This is a genomic window from Halomonas dongshanensis, assembly GCF_024790395.1.
Classification (GTDB): domain Bacteria; phylum Pseudomonadota; class Gammaproteobacteria; order Pseudomonadales; family Halomonadaceae; genus Vreelandella; species Vreelandella dongshanensis.
Genome location: NZ_JAJISC010000002.1, coordinates 172,756 through 188,412 on the forward strand (window position 1 = coordinate 172,756; position 15,657 = coordinate 188,412).

The 15,657-nt window shown below is 60.9% G+C and carries 15 protein-coding genes; 9 read left to right on the forward strand and 6 right to left on the reverse strand.

Going from position 1 to position 15,657, the window contains the following annotated elements:
• Positions 1-20 precede the first annotated feature (20 nt).
• Positions 21-548, forward strand: a complete 528-nt coding sequence (locus LLY24_RS04320) for a MotA/TolQ/ExbB proton channel family protein (protein WP_259035052.1) — start codon at positions 21-23, stop codon at positions 546-548.
• On the forward strand, positions 548-850 hold the full coding sequence (locus tag LLY24_RS04325) for a DUF2149 domain-containing protein (protein ID WP_259035053.1): 303 nt from the start codon (positions 548-550) through the stop codon (positions 848-850). The genes LLY24_RS04320 and LLY24_RS04325 overlap by 1 nt, the downstream gene beginning before the upstream one ends.
• 30 nt (positions 851-880) lie before the next feature.
• Here the strand turns inward: LLY24_RS04325 and LLY24_RS04330 are convergent, their stop codons facing one another.
• Positions 881-1,438, reverse strand: coding sequence for a TetR/AcrR family transcriptional regulator (locus LLY24_RS04330; RefSeq protein WP_259035054.1), 558 nt, complete (start codon positions 1,436-1,438; stop codon positions 881-883).
• A gap of 185 nt (positions 1,439-1,623) precedes the next feature.
• Here LLY24_RS04330 and LLY24_RS04335 point away from each other — a divergent pair, with 185 nt between their 5' ends.
• The 3 genes from LLY24_RS04335 (at position 1,624) to glpK (ending at position 5,785) form a co-directional block, all read left to right on the forward strand.
• Complete coding sequence (locus LLY24_RS04335; protein WP_259035055.1) at positions 1,624-3,066, forward strand: NAD(P)/FAD-dependent oxidoreductase; 1,443 nt, start codon at positions 1,624-1,626, stop codon at positions 3,064-3,066.
• Positions 3,067-3,495: 429 nt separating this feature from the next.
• Positions 3,496-4,218, forward strand: a complete 723-nt coding sequence (locus tag LLY24_RS04340; RefSeq protein ID WP_259035056.1) for an MIP/aquaporin family protein — start codon at positions 3,496-3,498, stop codon at positions 4,216-4,218.
• A 61-nt stretch (positions 4,219-4,279) separates the two neighbouring features.
• Complete coding sequence (glpK, locus tag LLY24_RS04345; RefSeq protein ID WP_259035057.1) at positions 4,280-5,785, forward strand: glycerol kinase GlpK; 1,506 nt, start codon at positions 4,280-4,282, stop codon at positions 5,783-5,785.
• Between the two features lie 35 nt (positions 5,786-5,820).
• Here glpK and LLY24_RS04350 read toward each other — a convergent pair whose 3' ends face one another.
• Genes LLY24_RS04350 through LLY24_RS04360 form a run of 3 tightly spaced genes read right to left on the reverse strand, consistent with a single transcriptional unit; the run spans position 5,821 to position 8,984 of the window.
• Positions 5,821-7,893, reverse strand: a complete 2,073-nt coding sequence (locus LLY24_RS04350; RefSeq protein WP_259035058.1) for an FUSC family protein — start codon at positions 7,891-7,893, stop codon at positions 5,821-5,823.
• 3 nt (positions 7,894-7,896) lie between these two features.
• The gene (locus LLY24_RS04355; protein ID WP_259035059.1) at positions 7,897-8,766 is read right to left on the reverse strand and encodes an efflux RND transporter periplasmic adaptor subunit; all 870 of its coding nucleotides are present in this window, start codon (positions 8,764-8,766) and stop codon (positions 7,897-7,899) included.
• Positions 8,766-8,984 carry a DUF1656 domain-containing protein gene (locus LLY24_RS04360; RefSeq protein ID WP_259035060.1) on the reverse strand — a complete coding sequence of 73 codons (219 nt, stop codon included), beginning with the start codon at positions 8,982-8,984 and terminating at the stop codon, positions 8,766-8,768. The genes LLY24_RS04355 and LLY24_RS04360 overlap by 1 nt, the downstream gene beginning before the upstream one ends.
• 244 nt (positions 8,985-9,228) lie before the next feature.
• On the opposite strand from LLY24_RS04360, the gene LLY24_RS04365 reads away from it, so the two are divergent.
• Positions 9,229-10,959: a mechanosensitive ion channel family protein gene (locus LLY24_RS04365; protein WP_427854533.1), complete on the forward strand. Its 1,731-nt coding sequence runs from the start codon at positions 9,229-9,231 to the stop codon at positions 10,957-10,959.
• A 119-nt stretch (positions 10,960-11,078) separates the two neighbouring features.
• Here LLY24_RS04365 and LLY24_RS04370 read toward each other — a convergent pair whose 3' ends face one another.
• Together LLY24_RS04370 and LLY24_RS04375 are read right to left on the reverse strand one after the other, a co-directional pair.
• Positions 11,079-11,678, reverse strand: a complete 600-nt coding sequence (locus LLY24_RS04370; protein WP_259035062.1) for a nitroreductase family protein — start codon at positions 11,676-11,678, stop codon at positions 11,079-11,081.
• Positions 11,679-11,848: 170 nt separating this feature from the next.
• Positions 11,849-13,189: an aspartate aminotransferase family protein gene (locus LLY24_RS04375; protein ID WP_259035063.1), complete on the reverse strand. Its 1,341-nt coding sequence runs from the start codon at positions 13,187-13,189 to the stop codon at positions 11,849-11,851.
• Between the two features lie 44 nt (positions 13,190-13,233).
• On the opposite strand from LLY24_RS04375, the gene LLY24_RS04380 reads away from it, so the two are divergent.
• The 3 genes from LLY24_RS04380 (at position 13,234) to qhpR (ending at position 15,654) form a co-directional block, all read left to right on the forward strand.
• A complete protein-coding gene (locus tag LLY24_RS04380) occupies positions 13,234-13,422 on the forward strand; it encodes a hypothetical protein (protein ID WP_259035064.1) in 189 nt (62 codons plus the stop codon).
• Positions 13,419-14,423 (forward strand): phosphotransferase enzyme family protein, encoded by a 1,005-nt coding sequence (locus tag LLY24_RS04385; RefSeq protein ID WP_259035065.1) that lies wholly within the window; start codon positions 13,419-13,421, stop codon positions 14,421-14,423. The genes LLY24_RS04380 and LLY24_RS04385 overlap by 4 nt, the downstream gene beginning before the upstream one ends.
• A 157-nt stretch (positions 14,424-14,580) precedes the next feature.
• Positions 14,581-15,654, forward strand: a complete 1,074-nt coding sequence (gene qhpR / locus LLY24_RS04390) for an AraC-like transcriptional regulator QhpR (protein WP_259035066.1) — start codon at positions 14,581-14,583, stop codon at positions 15,652-15,654.
• Positions 15,655-15,657: the final 3 nt, after the last annotated feature.

The window sequence follows — 15,657 nt, forward strand, 5'->3', positions numbered from 1 at the left end:
TTCATCGATAAGAGCTTTGTATGCCGCTGCTAAGTGATATGGAAACCTTGTTGTACGACGCCTCGCGCGTCTTTCTCGGGCCGGTGTGGCTGCTGATCGTCGCGGCGCTGGCCTACGCGCTGGTCATGCTCGGCGCCTTTGTGGTCGAGTCCTGTCAGCGCCGCTTGGGCGTTTCGCCGCGCGCGCTTCGGCGTTATTGCGAACGCTGCTGTGAACAAAGCACCGAGCAAAACGCTGCAACGGCGTGGGTGGCCAGCGACGATCTGGAGCTTTGGATCATGCGTCGGCTCGAATGGCTGCGCATCGTATCGCGCACAGCTCCCATGCTTGGCTTGATCGCGACCATGATCCCCATGGGACCGGCGCTTCTAGCCTTAGGCGCCAACGATGCAGCCGCCGTGGGCGCCAACATGGTGGCGGCCTTTTCGGCGGTGATTTTGGCGCTGCTGGCCGCTAGCATCTGCTACTTCATCCTGACCGTGCGCCGCCGCTGGTTGCTGCAGGAGCTGCGCGACATCGAGCGTGAGCGTTCACGGGAGGTCGTGTAATGCGCTTTCTCGATGAAGAGGACAACGACCCCATGCTCTCGGTCGTCAACTTGATCGATCTGTTTTTGGTCATCATCGGCGTCTTGATGGTGGTGATTGCCCAAAACCCGCTCAACCCGTTTTCCCAGGAGCAGGTGGTGGTGATCGAAAATCCCGGCGAAGAGGACATGCGCATCACCATCAAGGAGGGCCAGGAGCTTACCCGCTACGAAGCCAGCGGTGAGGTCGGCCAAGGGCAGGGTGCACGCGCCGGGGTTACCTACCGCATGGACGACGGGCGGATGATCTACGTGCCGGAGTAGGGAGCGGTCGGGAACCTCGGCTATGCACCGTCATATCTCCTCTAGCGCGCTGGCGACGGTATCGCGGGCGTGCTGGAGCACCGAGCGCCACTCTTGAGGCGTAGGGGCAGCAAGGCCGATACCGCGTAGCAGGAATACGCCCTCAACGGCCAGAATCGCTTGGCGAATCTCCTTGCCTTTACGACTGTCGTCCTCGAAGAGGTCGAAAAGTGAACGGTAATACTCCCGCGCGGGCAGCGATTTTTCGGGCGTGTGTAGCAGCGCCGTCATCAGAAACGAGGCGCGGCGAATCAGCCGCTCGTCTTCGGTCAATGCCTCGTCGAGATAGGCCAGCAGGCGCTTTCCCTTGTGGTTCCAATTGGTACCTGCACGGCTGCGCACGGCTACTTGAACCCGATCCATTTCACGCTGAAGGGCTGCTGCGACCAGATCATCCTTGGTTGCGAAGCTGTACACCAGCCCGCCTTTGCTGATCCCGGCGCGCTCGGCCACGGCGTCCAGCGTAAAATGACGACCAGCGCTTTCCATGATCACGGCGTCGGCGGCGTCGAGGATGCGCTCCAGTGAAATTTCCTTTTTACGCGCCATCTAATCTCTCCCTTTTGCGAGCGTGCAGTCTTGGTAAGTGGCGATAGGGTGTCAAGGCCCTCTTCGCCGTGCTCACGGCGGATATAGCGTGGCTTTTTATTTTCCGACTGATCAGTCATAATTGCTCGCTCTTCCGCATAGGGTCGTTTTCAACAGCGCCCTGGCGCTATTCAAAAGGTGACGCGATGAAGATGTCGAGGCGCGGTTTTCTCTTGGCCGCCGGTACGGGTATTGCCGGTGGTGTGGTGGGTGGATTTTTGGGAGCGACGTACGGCGCCCGCCCGGGGTGGCGGCTGGAGTCGCAAATTCCGCGTGCCGAAGGGGTGGCGACCTCGACCACGTTGCCAGCCGAAGCGGACGTGGTGATCATTGGTGGAGGCATTGCCGGTATCTCCACGGCGCTGTTTTTGAACCAGAAGGGGCTTAGCACCGTCGTGCTGGAAAAGGGCGTCGTGGCGGGCGAGCAATCTAGCCGGGCATTTGGCTGGGTCTACTCCAACGGCTGGGATCTGGGCAAACTGGAACTCGCCAATCGCTCCAAGACCCTTTGGCAAGGTTTTGCGGGGCGCTTTGGTGAGGATATTGGCTTTCGTCAGACGGGTAATACCTCGCTATTGGCAAGCGACGAAGAGGTCGCCCATAGCCAAGAGTGGCTGGGTGAGGCCTTGCAGGCTCAGCCGCAGATGGACGCTCGACTGCTCACTGGGGCCGAACTCGACGCCTTGATCCCCGGTGCCGGATCGCAGTACAAGGCGGCATTACACCAACCCAGCGACGGCACCGCCGAGCCGCGCTATTCGGTGTCGCGCATCGCCCGTGGCGCCATGAGCGAAGGCGTGCACATCGTTGCGCCCTGTGCCGCGCGAACCATCGAGCGCGAAGGCGGACGCATCGCCGGAGTGCATACGGAGATGGGCTACATCCGTACGCCGAGGGTGGTGTTGGCAGGCGGTGCCTGGTCGTCGCTGTTTGCTGGCAATATGGGTGTGCACCTGCCGCAGTTGACCATTGCCTCCTCAATGCAGCGTTTGAGCCGTATCGACGCGGCCTTACCGGGGGCGGGCTACGGGCCCGATTTCGCCTGGCGCCAAATGGCTAATGGCGAAACGGCGGTGGGCGTATCGTCCAACGTAGCGCCGATCACTACCCAGAGTTTCCGTATGCTCATGGATTTCATGCCCGCGCTGAGGCATTCGGGAGATTTGATCAAAGTACGCCTGTCGAGCGATTTCTTCGCTTCACTGAGCATGAAGTCGCGCTGGTCTGCCGAGGAAACCACTCCCTTCGAAGAGGTGCGCATGTTGTCGGGTAGCGTCGACCACACTGAGGTGGACAAGGCCCTGGCCCATCTGCGCCGTGCCTATCGGCAGTACGAGCAGGCCGAGATCAAAGAGCGCTGGGGAGGGATGATCGATGCCACGCCTGACTCCACCCAAATCATCTCCGATGTACCCGATATCGAGGGGCTTTTCGTGATCACTGGGTTCTCGGGCAATGGCCTGACCACGGCACCGGCTTCGGGCGAAATGCTCGCCGAGATGATCGCAGGCGAAACGCCGACCTGCGATCCGTCTATCTATCGGTTCAGCCGTTTCACTGATGGCTCGGAGTTCGTCTTCCGCCACTAAGGCGTATCCCTTACGCCGTGACCACAGGCGCTTATTGAGTCTCTTTTGAGACTCGATGAGCGCTTTTTTCGTTTTTGGACATGCTAGCCTTTTGCACCGCTAGGCATTAAGCCGCTGTTTTATGACATGATCGGCGCCTTACACTAATGTCTAAAATGTGATCAAACCCCTTTAAAATCATTCGAGTGGCGATGATTTTCACTATGTTCGAATGTGTATGGTGTTTTTTTCGATAATGGCGATGGGATGTCGAAAAGGAAAATGGTATTTTCGCAATGGAAATTGGATCGTTGCCACGTCTTCATCGGTCAGCCCGGGCTTCGGCAGGGCAGGCGTGGAAAACGCCGCTAAAAATTAAGAAAACTTGGTTAAAAACCTCGTTCAACAGCTTAGCTAAAAACCAAAAGTCAAAACCACGGTTGGGAAACCATGCTTGGAACCATTTTTCTGCACGAAATCGCCGGTACGGCCATTCTGACGCTGCTTGGCTGCGGGGTGGTGGCCAACGTGCTGCTTAGCGGCACCAACGGTCGCGGCAGTGACAGCATCGTCATCTTCTTTGGCTGGGGGCTTGCGGTGTTCTGCGCGGTGTATGTCGCCTACGACACTGGGGCGCACATCAATCCGGCGGTCACCATTGCGCTATTGACCAGCCCCGCTACCGAATATGCCCCCGGCATTCCCATTACGCTGGCAACGACCCTCGCCTATCTGAGTGCGGAGATGATCGGCGCCTTTCTGGGGGCGGTGGGCTGCTTTCTGGCGTATAAAAAGCATTACGATGCCACCGAAGATGCTTCGTCCGTGTTGGCGACGTTTTCCACCGGCCCGGCCATCGCCTCCTACGGCTGGAACTTGGTCACCGAGATCATCGGTACCTTCGTGTTGATCTTCGTCATCATCATGTTCGGCCATACGCCTTCGGGGCTTGGGCCGCTGGCCGTGGCGCTGCTCGTGGTATCGATTGGTGCTTCTCTGGGGGGGCCGACCGGCTATGCGATCAATCCCGCGCGGGATCTTGGGCCGCGTATCGCGCATGCGCTCTTGCCCATCAAACATAAACAGGGCAGCAACTGGGCCTACGCCTGGGTGCCGATTGCCGGGCCGCTGATCGGTAGCGTGTTGGCCGGTCTCGTCGCCCATGTTTACTGATATCGTTCGATCGTCACCTTTTTGTTTTTTCCTTTAACAGCCACCGCTGGAGAGGCATTTCATGAGTCAGAAAAAATACGTTCTCGCGATCGACCAGGGCACCACCAGCTCGCGGGCAATGCTATTCGACCATGAGGGGCGCGTTGCAAGTATGGCGCAGCGCGAATTCGAGCAGATTTTTCCTCAGCCGGGCTGGGTCGAGCACTGTCCGCGCGAGATCATGACCAGCGTGCTCTCTACGCTCACCGAGGTGATCAACAATAGCGGCGTCGATGTAGCCGAGATTGCCTCCATCGGTATCACCAACCAGCGTGAAACCACGGTAGTGTGGGACAAGCACACGGGCCAGGCCGTGAGCAACGCCATCGTCTGGCAGTCGCGCCACTCGGCCGAGATCTGCGACGAGCTGCGCGAGGCGGGCCACGCCGAGATGATCCGCGAGAAGACGGGACTGGTCATCGATGCCTACTTCTCAGCCACCAAGCTCAAGTGGATCTTCGATAACGTCGCAGGGGTCAAGGAGAAGGCCGAGAAGGGCGATCTGCTCTTCGGCACCATCGATTCCTGGCTGGTGTGGAACCTTACCGGCGGTAAGGTGCACGTCACCGACGTCAGTAACGCGTCGCGCACTATGCTCTTCAACATCCGCGAACGCTGCTGGGACCCGGAGCTGCTGGCGCTGTTCGGCGTGCCCGAGTCGATGCTGCCCGAGGTCAAATCCTCGAGCGAAGAGTACGGCTGCATTCTGCCCAAGTTCTTTTTCGGTCAGGAAGTACCGATTGCCGGTATCGCCGGTGACCAGAACGCCGCTCTTTTCGGCCAAGCCTGTTTCACGCCCGGTATGGCCAAGAACACCTACGGCACCGGCTGCTTCACGCTGATGAATACCGGCACCAACGCCACGCCTTCACAAAATGGCTTGCTGACCACCGTGGCCTGGGAAGTGGACGGTACGCTGGAGTACGCCCTGGAAGGCAGCGTGTTCGTGGCGGGCTCGGTCATTCAGTGGCTGCGCGATGGCCTGCGCATGTTGGGAAAAGCCTCCGACTCGGAAGCCTACGCCGAGCGTGCCAAGGACAACGACGGCGTCTACATGGTGCCCGCTTTCACCGGCCTTGGCGCCCCCTACTGGAACTCCAACGTGCGTGGGGCCATGTTTGGGCTGTCGCGCGGCACCCAAAAAGAGCACTTCATTCGCGCGGCGGTCGAGTCGCTGGCCTACCAAAGCGCCGACGTGCTCAAGGCGATGCAGGCCGATGCCGATATCGCCCTGGCTGAGCTTCGCACCGACGGCGGCGCGATCAGCAACGACTTCCTTGCCCAGTTCCAGGCGGACATTCTTGGCGTCGATGTGCTGCGCTGCGAAGTCAACGAGACGACCGCGCTAGGGGCGGCCTATCTCGCTGGCTTGGCCGTAGGCTTCTGGAAATCTCGTGAAGAGATCACCACGCAGTGGGCCATAGAGCGCCGCTTTAGCCCCAAAATGAGCGAACAAAAGCGTGATGAGCTCTACGCCGGTTGGAAGCAGGCGGTAAACGCCACCATGGCGTTTCGCGTCGAGTCTTAAGTATTAGAGATTAGTATTAGAGATTAGTCCGCTGACTACCCCGAGGCCGCCTGCTGGGCGGCCTCGTTACGTTGTGCCGCGCGTGGGTTGGTGGCCATGGTCTTGGCCAGGCGTTCGAGCGAGAGGGCTAGTCGCTGGACGAGCCCCATCAGAAGCTCGCGCTGTTTTTCCGGCGTTTGCGCGTGGTTAGCGAGCGCTTCGTCGAGCCGGTTGCCCGCCTCGAGCACGCCGTCGGGCGCTTGCCCGCGCGCGCTCTGCTCGAACCCGGTGGCCAGAGCGCTCAGTAGCTGGCGGTGCGCACGCCGCACGAGCGGGTGCGGGGCGTCGTCGAGGCGGTCGCGCAGGCGCAGCGTCGCCGTACCCACATCGAGCCCGGTCAAGCCGAGTATGAACAGATGCCGCTGCTCTTCGGGGAGCATGTCGTCGTGCTGGGCCAGCTGCAACAGACGGTCGGCCATGCGCCCGCTAAAGCGCGTTTCGGCGCTGCGAATCGAGCGCTTGCGTAGCCCGTAAATATCTTTCGAGATGGCATCGATCAGCCGCCGTCGGCGCAGCCCAGCGCCGAGTCCTGGCAGCAGGCGAAAGCTCATCGCCACGCAGGTCAAGCCGATGATTACGGCGACCACGCGGTTGGCAAAGCTATCGAACGAGAAATCCATGCCGTTGCCGGGCATGGTGAGCAGAATGTTGAAGATGGTGAACGCCAGGCAGTAGCCCATGGTGGCGGGGTTGGTGGCGCCCATTAGCCCCAAGAACAGCGGCGTGCCGAAGACCACTGCGAGCAGGGCGAAATCGTGAACTTGGGAAAGCAGTACGTGACCGAAGAAAAAGGCGCTGGGAATGGCCGCAAGCATTCCTTTATAGAACATCATCGTGACCATGACGGGGTTGTCACGGCTGGCGAAGAACGCGGAAAACAGCGTGCCGAGGAGCATGGCGATCATGGCGCTGTTCCAGGCGGTGAGCACCCAGAAGGTGGCCAAGGCGGCAAAGACCAGGCCTGCACGTAGCGCATTGATGCCTGCGGCTAAATGATCGCGGTGCCAGGCAAGCGGCGATGAGCGCAGGCTATGGGCGCCAGGGGCGGCGATTGCCTCGCGCGCGTCGAGCATGACCATGGCATGCCCCAGGGTCTCGCGCAGGCCCAAGCGCAGGCGGCGGTCGAGCGGGGCTTGGTCCTCTTCGTCGGCACAGGCATGAACACGGTGGCGCAGGGCTTGAAGCTGCTCCCGCGCAATGGGGACGCCGGTGGCGTCTTCGGCGGCGCGAAACCCATCGGCGATCTCCTGGGCCAGGGCAAGGCTGGCCGGGGAGAGGCGCTCGGCGTGATCGTGCAGCAGCTGATGCAGGGCGTGTAGATTGGCCAAAAAGCGCAGCGTACGCCGGGTCAGCACGTGGGTGGCACGTACGCGCCCTGGCCCCTCGGGGCCTTCGAAGCGCGCGGCTTGGCTGTCGGTTTCCAGCAGCGTCAGCGCGCCTAGACTCGCACGCAGGGCCTTTTGCATCGCCGGAATGTCGTCGCTAGCGCTAAGGCGAAGCGCGGCGTGGGTCAGCGCTTCGTTGATCACGGTGTCGGCTTGGGTGGCCAGGTGCCCGCCTACATGCGAAGGCCATAGCAGGGAACTGACCAGCGTAGCGCAGATGGCCCCTAGGCTGAGTTCGGCCAGGCGCGCGACGGCAATGTCGAAGATGCCCGCCGGGGTGCTGCCGTTGGCGATCACCACGATCAGCATGGCGGTGACGGCGGCCATCAAGCAGCCGTAGGTGTAGTTATTGCGCCACAGCGAGCCGACGTAGGTGCACAGCATGATCCATAGCGTCAGCGTGATCAGCGCAGGAATTCGCGCCTGAGCGAACAGCGCCATGATGACGATACCCATCAGCGCGCCGATGAAGGTGCCGCCGAGCTGGCAGATACCTTTCTCGATGACCATGCCACTCATCGGCCGAATCTGCAAAAACGCCGCAGAGATCAGCGCCCAGTAGGGGCGTTCGAGATCGAAAAAGAGGGCAATGTAGAGCGCCAGGATCATCGCCACGGTGGTCTTGATGGCGAATTTGACCGCCGTGGCCTCGGGCATCAGGTAGGTCTTGACGAACGGGTTCATGCGCTACTCGGGCTGTTCGGGGCGAACGCGGACGGTCGCGGTCATGCCCACGCTAAGCAGCGTCTCGTCGGGGATGTGGTCGAGGGCGATGCGCACCGGTATACGCTGCGCCAGGCGCACCCAGTTGAAGGTAGGCTGTACCTGGGGCAGCAATTGCTGGTTGAGCGTGGTGTTGGCATCGGCGATGCCGCGCCCGATGCCTGCTACGCGGCCATCCAGATGCACGTCGCCGTTCATCAGAATCACCTCGGCCGGATCGCCCACGCGCACCGAGCTCATCTTGGTCTCCTCGAAGTAGCCCACCACGTAGTAAGAGTCGTCGCGAATCAGCGCCATTACTGGGGTACCGCGATTGACGAAGTTACCCGCCGAAAACTGGACGTTGAGGATGTGCCCGCTGGCGGGGGCGGTGACCAGGGCGCGTTCGAGGTCGAGCTGGGCGGCGGAAAGGTCCGCTTCGGCCTGCTGCAGGTCGGCGGCCGCTACGCGCGAGTCGACCTGGGCGATTTGTTGGTTCTCGGCACTGATTGCCCGGCTGTTGCCCAACTGATTGCGCCGATTGGCCTCGGCCTGGCTGAGCTCGAGCGTTGCTTGGCGGTGTGCCACCGTGGCCTCGGCGCTGGCTACGGCGGCAGCAAAGCGCGCATCGTCGATGGTGAACAGCGTATCGCCTTGGGCTACGTGGTCGGTGTCGGCCACGTCGAGGGTGCGCACCCAGCCCGAGACGTCTGGCGCGATGGTGATCACATCGGCGTGTACCCGGCCGTCGCGGGTCCAGGGGGTATAGAGGTAGTAGTTCCACAGCCAGATCCCGGCGGCAACGGCCAACGCGACGATGATCAATGTAAGCAGTATGCGTAGCGAGTGGCGCATCAGTAACTCTCGAGCAGTAGCGTGAATACGAAGGTGATGGTGGCGGTGAGAATGACGAACAGCGATATATCGAACCAGGCCTCGTACCACAGCGCCCGCTGGCCTACGGCCCAATGCAGCAGCGTGCGCACCACGAAGGTGGCGATGAAGCCAAGCAGCGCGTAGACCAAAAGCGGGCTGATGAAGATGCCGCCAAACGCAATTTCCTGAAGACCCATGGTGCTCCCATAGCGTTGTCAAGGCACGCACCAAGAGAGTGCGGATACGAAAAGGCTCCGCGTAGCTACAGCCACGACGCCTATATGACGATGACAGTATAGTAGGTTATCGGTGTGTACTTAATGTAAGTGGATATTACATAAGTAATTATGCGGGGTTTGCTTTTTTGCCTAGGCTTAGGTGGTCGAGTATAAGCGGTGCTCGCAGGCATATAGGCCATTGGCCCACTACACGGTAAGACGTATGCAAGCAAAGGATTCATGGTGTTGGCGAGCGGCTCTGGCGGTCGTACTGATGCTCGCTGGTTTTTCGATGGCGCTGGCGCAAGAGGAGGAGACCACCCAGTGGTTTAAGATTGACGCGCTAAACCCAGGGCTTGGGGAGGTGCCCGATGAGGTCAGCCGTGCCACCCCACGCGAAGCGGCCAGAAGCTTTCTCGATTTGACCGAGGAGGGCGACTACGCCGCTGCGGCCCACTTGCTCAATCTTTCCGAGTTGAGTGAGGCCGAGCAACAAGAAAAGGGTGGCACCCTAGCGCAGCAGCTGGCCGAAGTGTTCCAACGTGGCGACCAGCTCAACCCTTCCAACCTGCCGAGTCGCCAGGACGCCATCATCGTAGATAGCTCGGGTGAGAACCCCATGGCGGGTATGACCCGGCGCGACATCGAACTCACGTCGCTGCGCGTCGATGGTCAAGCTTACGATATACGTCTTGGTCGCTATAAGGCCGAGAACGAAGATCCGGTATGGCTGATCACGCCTGAGAGCGTCTCGGCGATTCCCCTCCTGTTCGAAGAGTATGGCCCCTCCATGCTCGAGGAGCACATTCCCGAGCGCTATAAGCAGATGCTCGGCGCCTTGATGATCTGGGAGTGGGTAGCGCTACCGCTCTTTTTACTGCTGATCGCAGGGTTTGGCTGGGGGGTATATGCTCTGGTCGGGCTGCTTGCCAAGTGGCTGCCGCCCGGTATGCGCAGTATTTTCACCGGGCGAATCAAGATACCGGTCTCCTTGATCGTCATGTCGCTGGTCACCCAGACCCTGCTCGACTACGTGGTATCGTTTTCGGCGGTGGCGACGACGACGTTTCGCGTATTGCTGATCGCTGTTGCAGCCTGGGGAGTGGGCACCATCGCCCTGCGTCTCGTCGATACGCTAATGCTCAACATGGCCAGACGGCTGGCAGGTGAGATCGACGACACCAAGCCCAAGGACGAGCGGCGCTTTCTCACCACGCTCTACGCCACACGTCGTGCCATCATCTTGGTCATGGTTTCGGCGGTATCGATCTACGTACTGAGTCAAATCCAGCTGTTCGAAACCCTGGGGCTTTCGCTACTCGCTTCGGCAAGCGTACTGGCGGTGCTGGTGGGTATTGCCGGGCAGGCGGTGCTTGGCAATATTTTGTCGTCGTTTCAGCTCTCGCTGGCCAAGCCCATCCGGATTGGAGATCTGGTCATCTTCGAGGGCGAGTGGTGCTACGTGGAAGGGATCTTCTACACCTTCATTCGTCTGCGCGTCTGGGATGAGCGGCGCATCGTCGTGCCGGTGACCTACTTCGTCTCCAAACCGTTCCAGAATCTGTCGGTCAAGAGTGCCAAAATGTATCGGCAGATGGAGGTGATACTGCACCTAAGCGCCGATATAGCGCTTTTGCGTAAGAAGTTCATGGAGTACGCCAAGGAGGAGGAGTGTGTCGTCGAGCACCACAAGCTATTGTGCTACGTTACCGGGCAAACGGCGACGACGCTGGTGGTCACCGCCTACTTCATGGCCTCTGACCCCATTTCGGGCTGGACTGCGGAGATGCAGATTCGTGAAAAACTGCTCACCTATATTCGCCGTTATCATCCCGACTGGTGGCCGCGTGAGGTGATGGTCTTGAGCCACGAGGACGTGGCCCGCGCTGAAGGCATCAAACCCCACCATAGCGTGACGGCGACGAGCGAACCCAAGCCGCCAAGCGGTGAATGAAAAGACAATGAAAGCGCGAATACAACCGCGCCCGCAGGGCTAACCTGCGGGCGCGGTTGTATGTCGAAGTAACGCCTGAACTAACGTCCAGGCGATACTCGATGTAGGACGAAGATGGCTTAGGAGAAAACCATGAAGCGCTGTTCGTCGTCGATGAAGGTCTTTTCACCGAAGGGGGCTTCGTTAGAGCCGAACGGCATTTGCGCGCGCAGCTTCCAGGAAGCGGGAATGTTAAAGGTCTCGGCAACGGCGTCGTCGATGATCGGGTTGTAGTGCTGTAGCGTCGCGCCGATGTTGGCCTCGGCCAGCGCCGTCCACACCGCGAACTGGGCAATGCCGGTGGAGTGCTCGGACCAGACCGGGAAGTTATCGGCGTAGAGGGCAAACTGCTCCTGCAAGCCTTTGATCACGTCCTGGTCTTCAAAGAACAGCACGGTACCGGCACCGGCGATGAAGCTATTGACCTTCTTCTCGGTCGGCGCGAAAGAGTCGGCGGGAACGATCTTGCGCAGCGTCTCCATGACGATCTGCCAGAACTTGTCGTGCTGCTCGCCAAACAGAATTACCGCACGCGAGCTTTGCGAGTTGAACGAGGAGGGCGCCTGACGTACCGCTTCCTTGATCAGCGCCGTGGTCTCTTCCTGGCTGATCGGTAGATCGTTGCCGATGACGTATTGGCTACGACGCTTGGTGTAGATTTCAATGGCTTTATTGGACATCAAACGCTTCCTCTTCGCTGGTGGTACTCAATCGCTGACATGGCGGGCGACGCCCGCAGGGTGAAATCGAATGTAATACAGTCAAGGGCATGAAACCACGTAGAAAAATACGTAGCTAGCGTGAAAAAAATCCTTTCGTCACTGCCCTGACGGTCGCCATTTACGACACGCTAGCGGCCTAGCCGAGTCAGACAGCGGTCGAGTGCGCCCACCAGCCAGTCGATATCCGCCTCTTGGAAGGCAAGCGGAGGACGCAGTTTGAGCACGTTGCCGTGGGGGCCCGCGACCGATGTCAACACGCGCTCCTGGCGCAGCGCCTCGATCACATCCAGCGCCAGCGCCTTGTCTGGGGTCTTGTTCTGGCGTTCGCTGACGAGTTCGAAACCGATGAAAAGTCCCGCGCCGCGCACATCGCCCACGCACTCGTGGGTCTTCTGCAGCGCTGCCAGTTCTGCCAGCACCTTGGCGCCGACCTTCTGGCTGTGCGCCTGTAGGTTTTCCTCCTTGATCGTCGTCAGCACCGCCTGGGCCGCCGCCATGGCGACCGGGTTACCGCCGAAGGTGTTGAAGTAAGGCACCTGATCGCTAAAGGCCGCGAGCACCTCGCGTTTGGCTAAAAGCCCCGAGACCGGAATGCCGTTCCCCATCGGCTTGCCGGTGGTGACGACGTCCGGCACTACGCCGTGGCGGGCGAAGCCCCAGAAAGCGTCGCCGGTACGCGCAAAGCCCGGCTGGACTTCATCGGCGATGAAGATACCGCCATTGGCATGCACCACGTCGATCGCCTGCTTCAGCACGCCCGGTGGGCCGGGCAGCACGCCGTCGGATGAGAAGATCGAGTCGGCGAGAAACCCGGCGAACTTGATGCCGTGGGCCGCCAAGTCATCGATCTGGCGCTGGATTTCGTTGGCGAACCAGGCGCCGAGATCCTCGGCATCGACGCGGTAGCGATCCGGCGGCGAGACTAAGCGGGTGGTGGGCGCCAGCGGCTGGCCGCTACCCAGCGCCGGTGACGCGCCGGACGTCAGATAGCTGGTGCCGTGGTAGGCCTCCTGACTCACGATGATGCCGGTACCGCCGCTATAGGCGTAGGCCACGCGCATGGCCAGGTCGTTGGCTTCCGAACCCGTGCACATGTACATGGCCCGGTCGATCTCGGCGGGCAGGGTAGCCAGCAGCTCGTCGGTGTAGTCGAGAATGCGCTCGTGCAGGTAGCGGGTATGGGTATTGAGCTTCTGCATCTGGTCGTGCACCGCAGCGATGACGGCAGGGTGGCAGTGGCCGATGCTGGCGACGTTGTTGTATACGTCCAGGTACTGCTTGCCCTCGGCGTCCCATAGATACTGCCCCTGGCCTTTCACCAAATGCACCGGCTCGCGGTAGAACAGACGGTAGGACTCGCCCAGTACGTCGCTGCGCCGCTGAGTCAGGCGACGAATGTCGGCGGGTAGCGCCTCGGCGTGCTCGGCGCGAAAGCTGTTGGTATCCATGATGGTCGAACGTACGGGCATAACTCCTCCTAAGCGTGGGCGCCTTACCGGCGGTGGCTGCCTCGATGATGCCACCCCCTGGCAGCGCACACTTGACCGTAGGGCGTACCCCCGCGCTTGCTTGGGTCAACTCGGCGCCGATGGCGCCGACACTGCGCGCTTGGGTCAACTCGGCATGGTGCGGGGTCAAGCGCTGCCGACTGGCGCGCGCCATGCTAGTGCCATCCAAGGACAACACAAGGAGTGACCCATGAGCGCCGAGCAGTACGACACCCTGGACGATGCCACCCTGACCCGGCTGGCCGAGCACGCCATGACGCGCTATGCGCCGCCCTTTCAGGGCGAGGTCGCGTTATTGTGCCGGTCGGAGAATGCCACCTTCGTCATTACGGCGGCGGGTAAGCGCTACGCCCTGCGCCTACATCGCGCCAACTACCACCAAAAAGCCGATATCGAAAGCGAACTTGTCTGGCTCGACGCCCTGAGCGACACCGGTATCCAGGTGCCCGAGGCGATAGCGGATGCCAGCGGTGAGCGCGTACTAACGTTGAGCCTGCCCGATGGCAGCGAGCGTCACGCGGTGCTCTTTCACTGGATGGAGGGCGAGATGCCAACCACCGAGGTGGACCCGCGCTCGTTCCACCAGCTTGGTCGCATTACGGCCAAGCTGCACGAGCACAGCCGTGGTTGGACGCAACCCGAAGGGTTTCAGCGCATCGTCTGGAACCACGCCACCATGGTGGGCCCCGAAGGGCACTGGGGCGACTGGCGCGACGCTCCGGGGCTTTCGCTCGATGATAAGCGCGTGGTCGAGACGGCCTTGCGCTACATCGACGAGGCAATGGCCGGGTTTGGCAAGGACGCCTCCCGCTATGGGCTGATCCACGCCGACCTGCGCCTGACCAACCTGCTGATGCACCAGGGCGAAACCCGGGTCATCGACTTCGACGACTGCGGTATGGGGTGGTACCTGCACGACTTGGCGGCCGCCATTAGCTTCGAAGAGCATCACCCCAACGCCGAGGCCTGGGTCGAGCAGTGGCTGAAGGGCTATGAAGACGTCATCACGCTTAGCGAAGAGGAGCGCGCGATCATTCCTAGCCTGCTGATGCAGCGCCGCATTCAAATGACCGCTTGGGTGGCCTCTCATGCCGATACCGAAATGGCCAAGAGCCTCGGCCCCGAGTGGGTGGGCCATACCGTGCGGCTGTGTAAGCGCTATCTGGAGGGCACGCGGCTCCCGATTGGTGCGTGATGCACCAGAGCTGAGCAAACGCTGAAAGGCGAGGCTTTTTAACAAGGCGTGAGAGACGAGGTTGAGCGGCGGAGGCTTCGCCACGTAAGCGAACAGATGGAGTGGCGCGAATATTGCTCGGCATTGCCATTTACTCGTTTACGTTTCAGAGGCCGCCATGTTCACCTCTTCGCTTCATCCAGCACTGATGGACGCCGCTCCCGCCACGGCTACCGGCAATCGTGGCGTGCTGTCGGCGGCGGCTTCAGGGCTTGGCAGTTTCATCACCCGTCACGGCGGGGATATCGATCACGTGTTTGGGGTCAGCGGCATTGACCCTGCGCTATTGGCGAGCCCAACGCTGAGCCTTGGGCTCGCCAACTACTGCCAGGTCATGGAAGAGGCTGCCAGCCACGCCCACTTCGATAACTTCGGCCTGCACTACGGCAAGCAGTTCAAGCCTCAGGCGCTTGGGTTGATTGGCTATATCGGGCTTTGCTCGGCCACCTTGGAGCAGGCGCTGGCCAACGTGGTCGCGGCATTTCCCTTTCATCAGCACGATACCCTGACCCGCTGGGTCGATACCGGTGAATGCTGGCGCTTCGACTACCAGGTGCGCCACGGTGCCATTCTGTGCCGCCGCCAGGACGCCGAGCTAACGCTAGGGATGATCCTCAATCTGATACGCCATGCTTTAGGACCGCACTGGGCGCCGCGCGAGGTCTACTTCGAGCATCCTCGGCCCGAACAGTGGCACGAGCACTGCAAGGTCTTCGATGCGCCGGTCTACTTCGAGCAGCCGGTCAATGCGTTAGTGATTCCCAAGCAGGATGTGCGCTGCGCCATGCCCGAAAGCGACCCCGTTCTCTTGATGGTGCTGCAGGACACCATTCGGCGGCTAAATAGCGTCACTCCCCATCAAGGCATCGTCGAGAAGACCCGCAGCCAAGTGCAGCTGATGCTGAGCGAAGGTGAGCCGATGCTTGAGCGCGTGGCCGAGCGGCTGGGGATGTCCGGTGGGTCGCTGCAGCGGCGCCTGCACGACGAAGCCGTCAACTTCTCTAGCGTGGTGGATGGTGTTCGCCGCGAGCTTGCTGCGCACTATCTGCAGCAAAGAAAGCTCCCCGTTTCCGATATGGCGCTGCTGCTGGGCTATTCCGAAACCAGCGCCTTCTCCCGCGCGTTCAAACGCTGGTTCGGCGCAAGCCCCCGCCAGTGGCGTAAGGCCGAGGAGGCTTCTCTCGCAGGTTGAGGT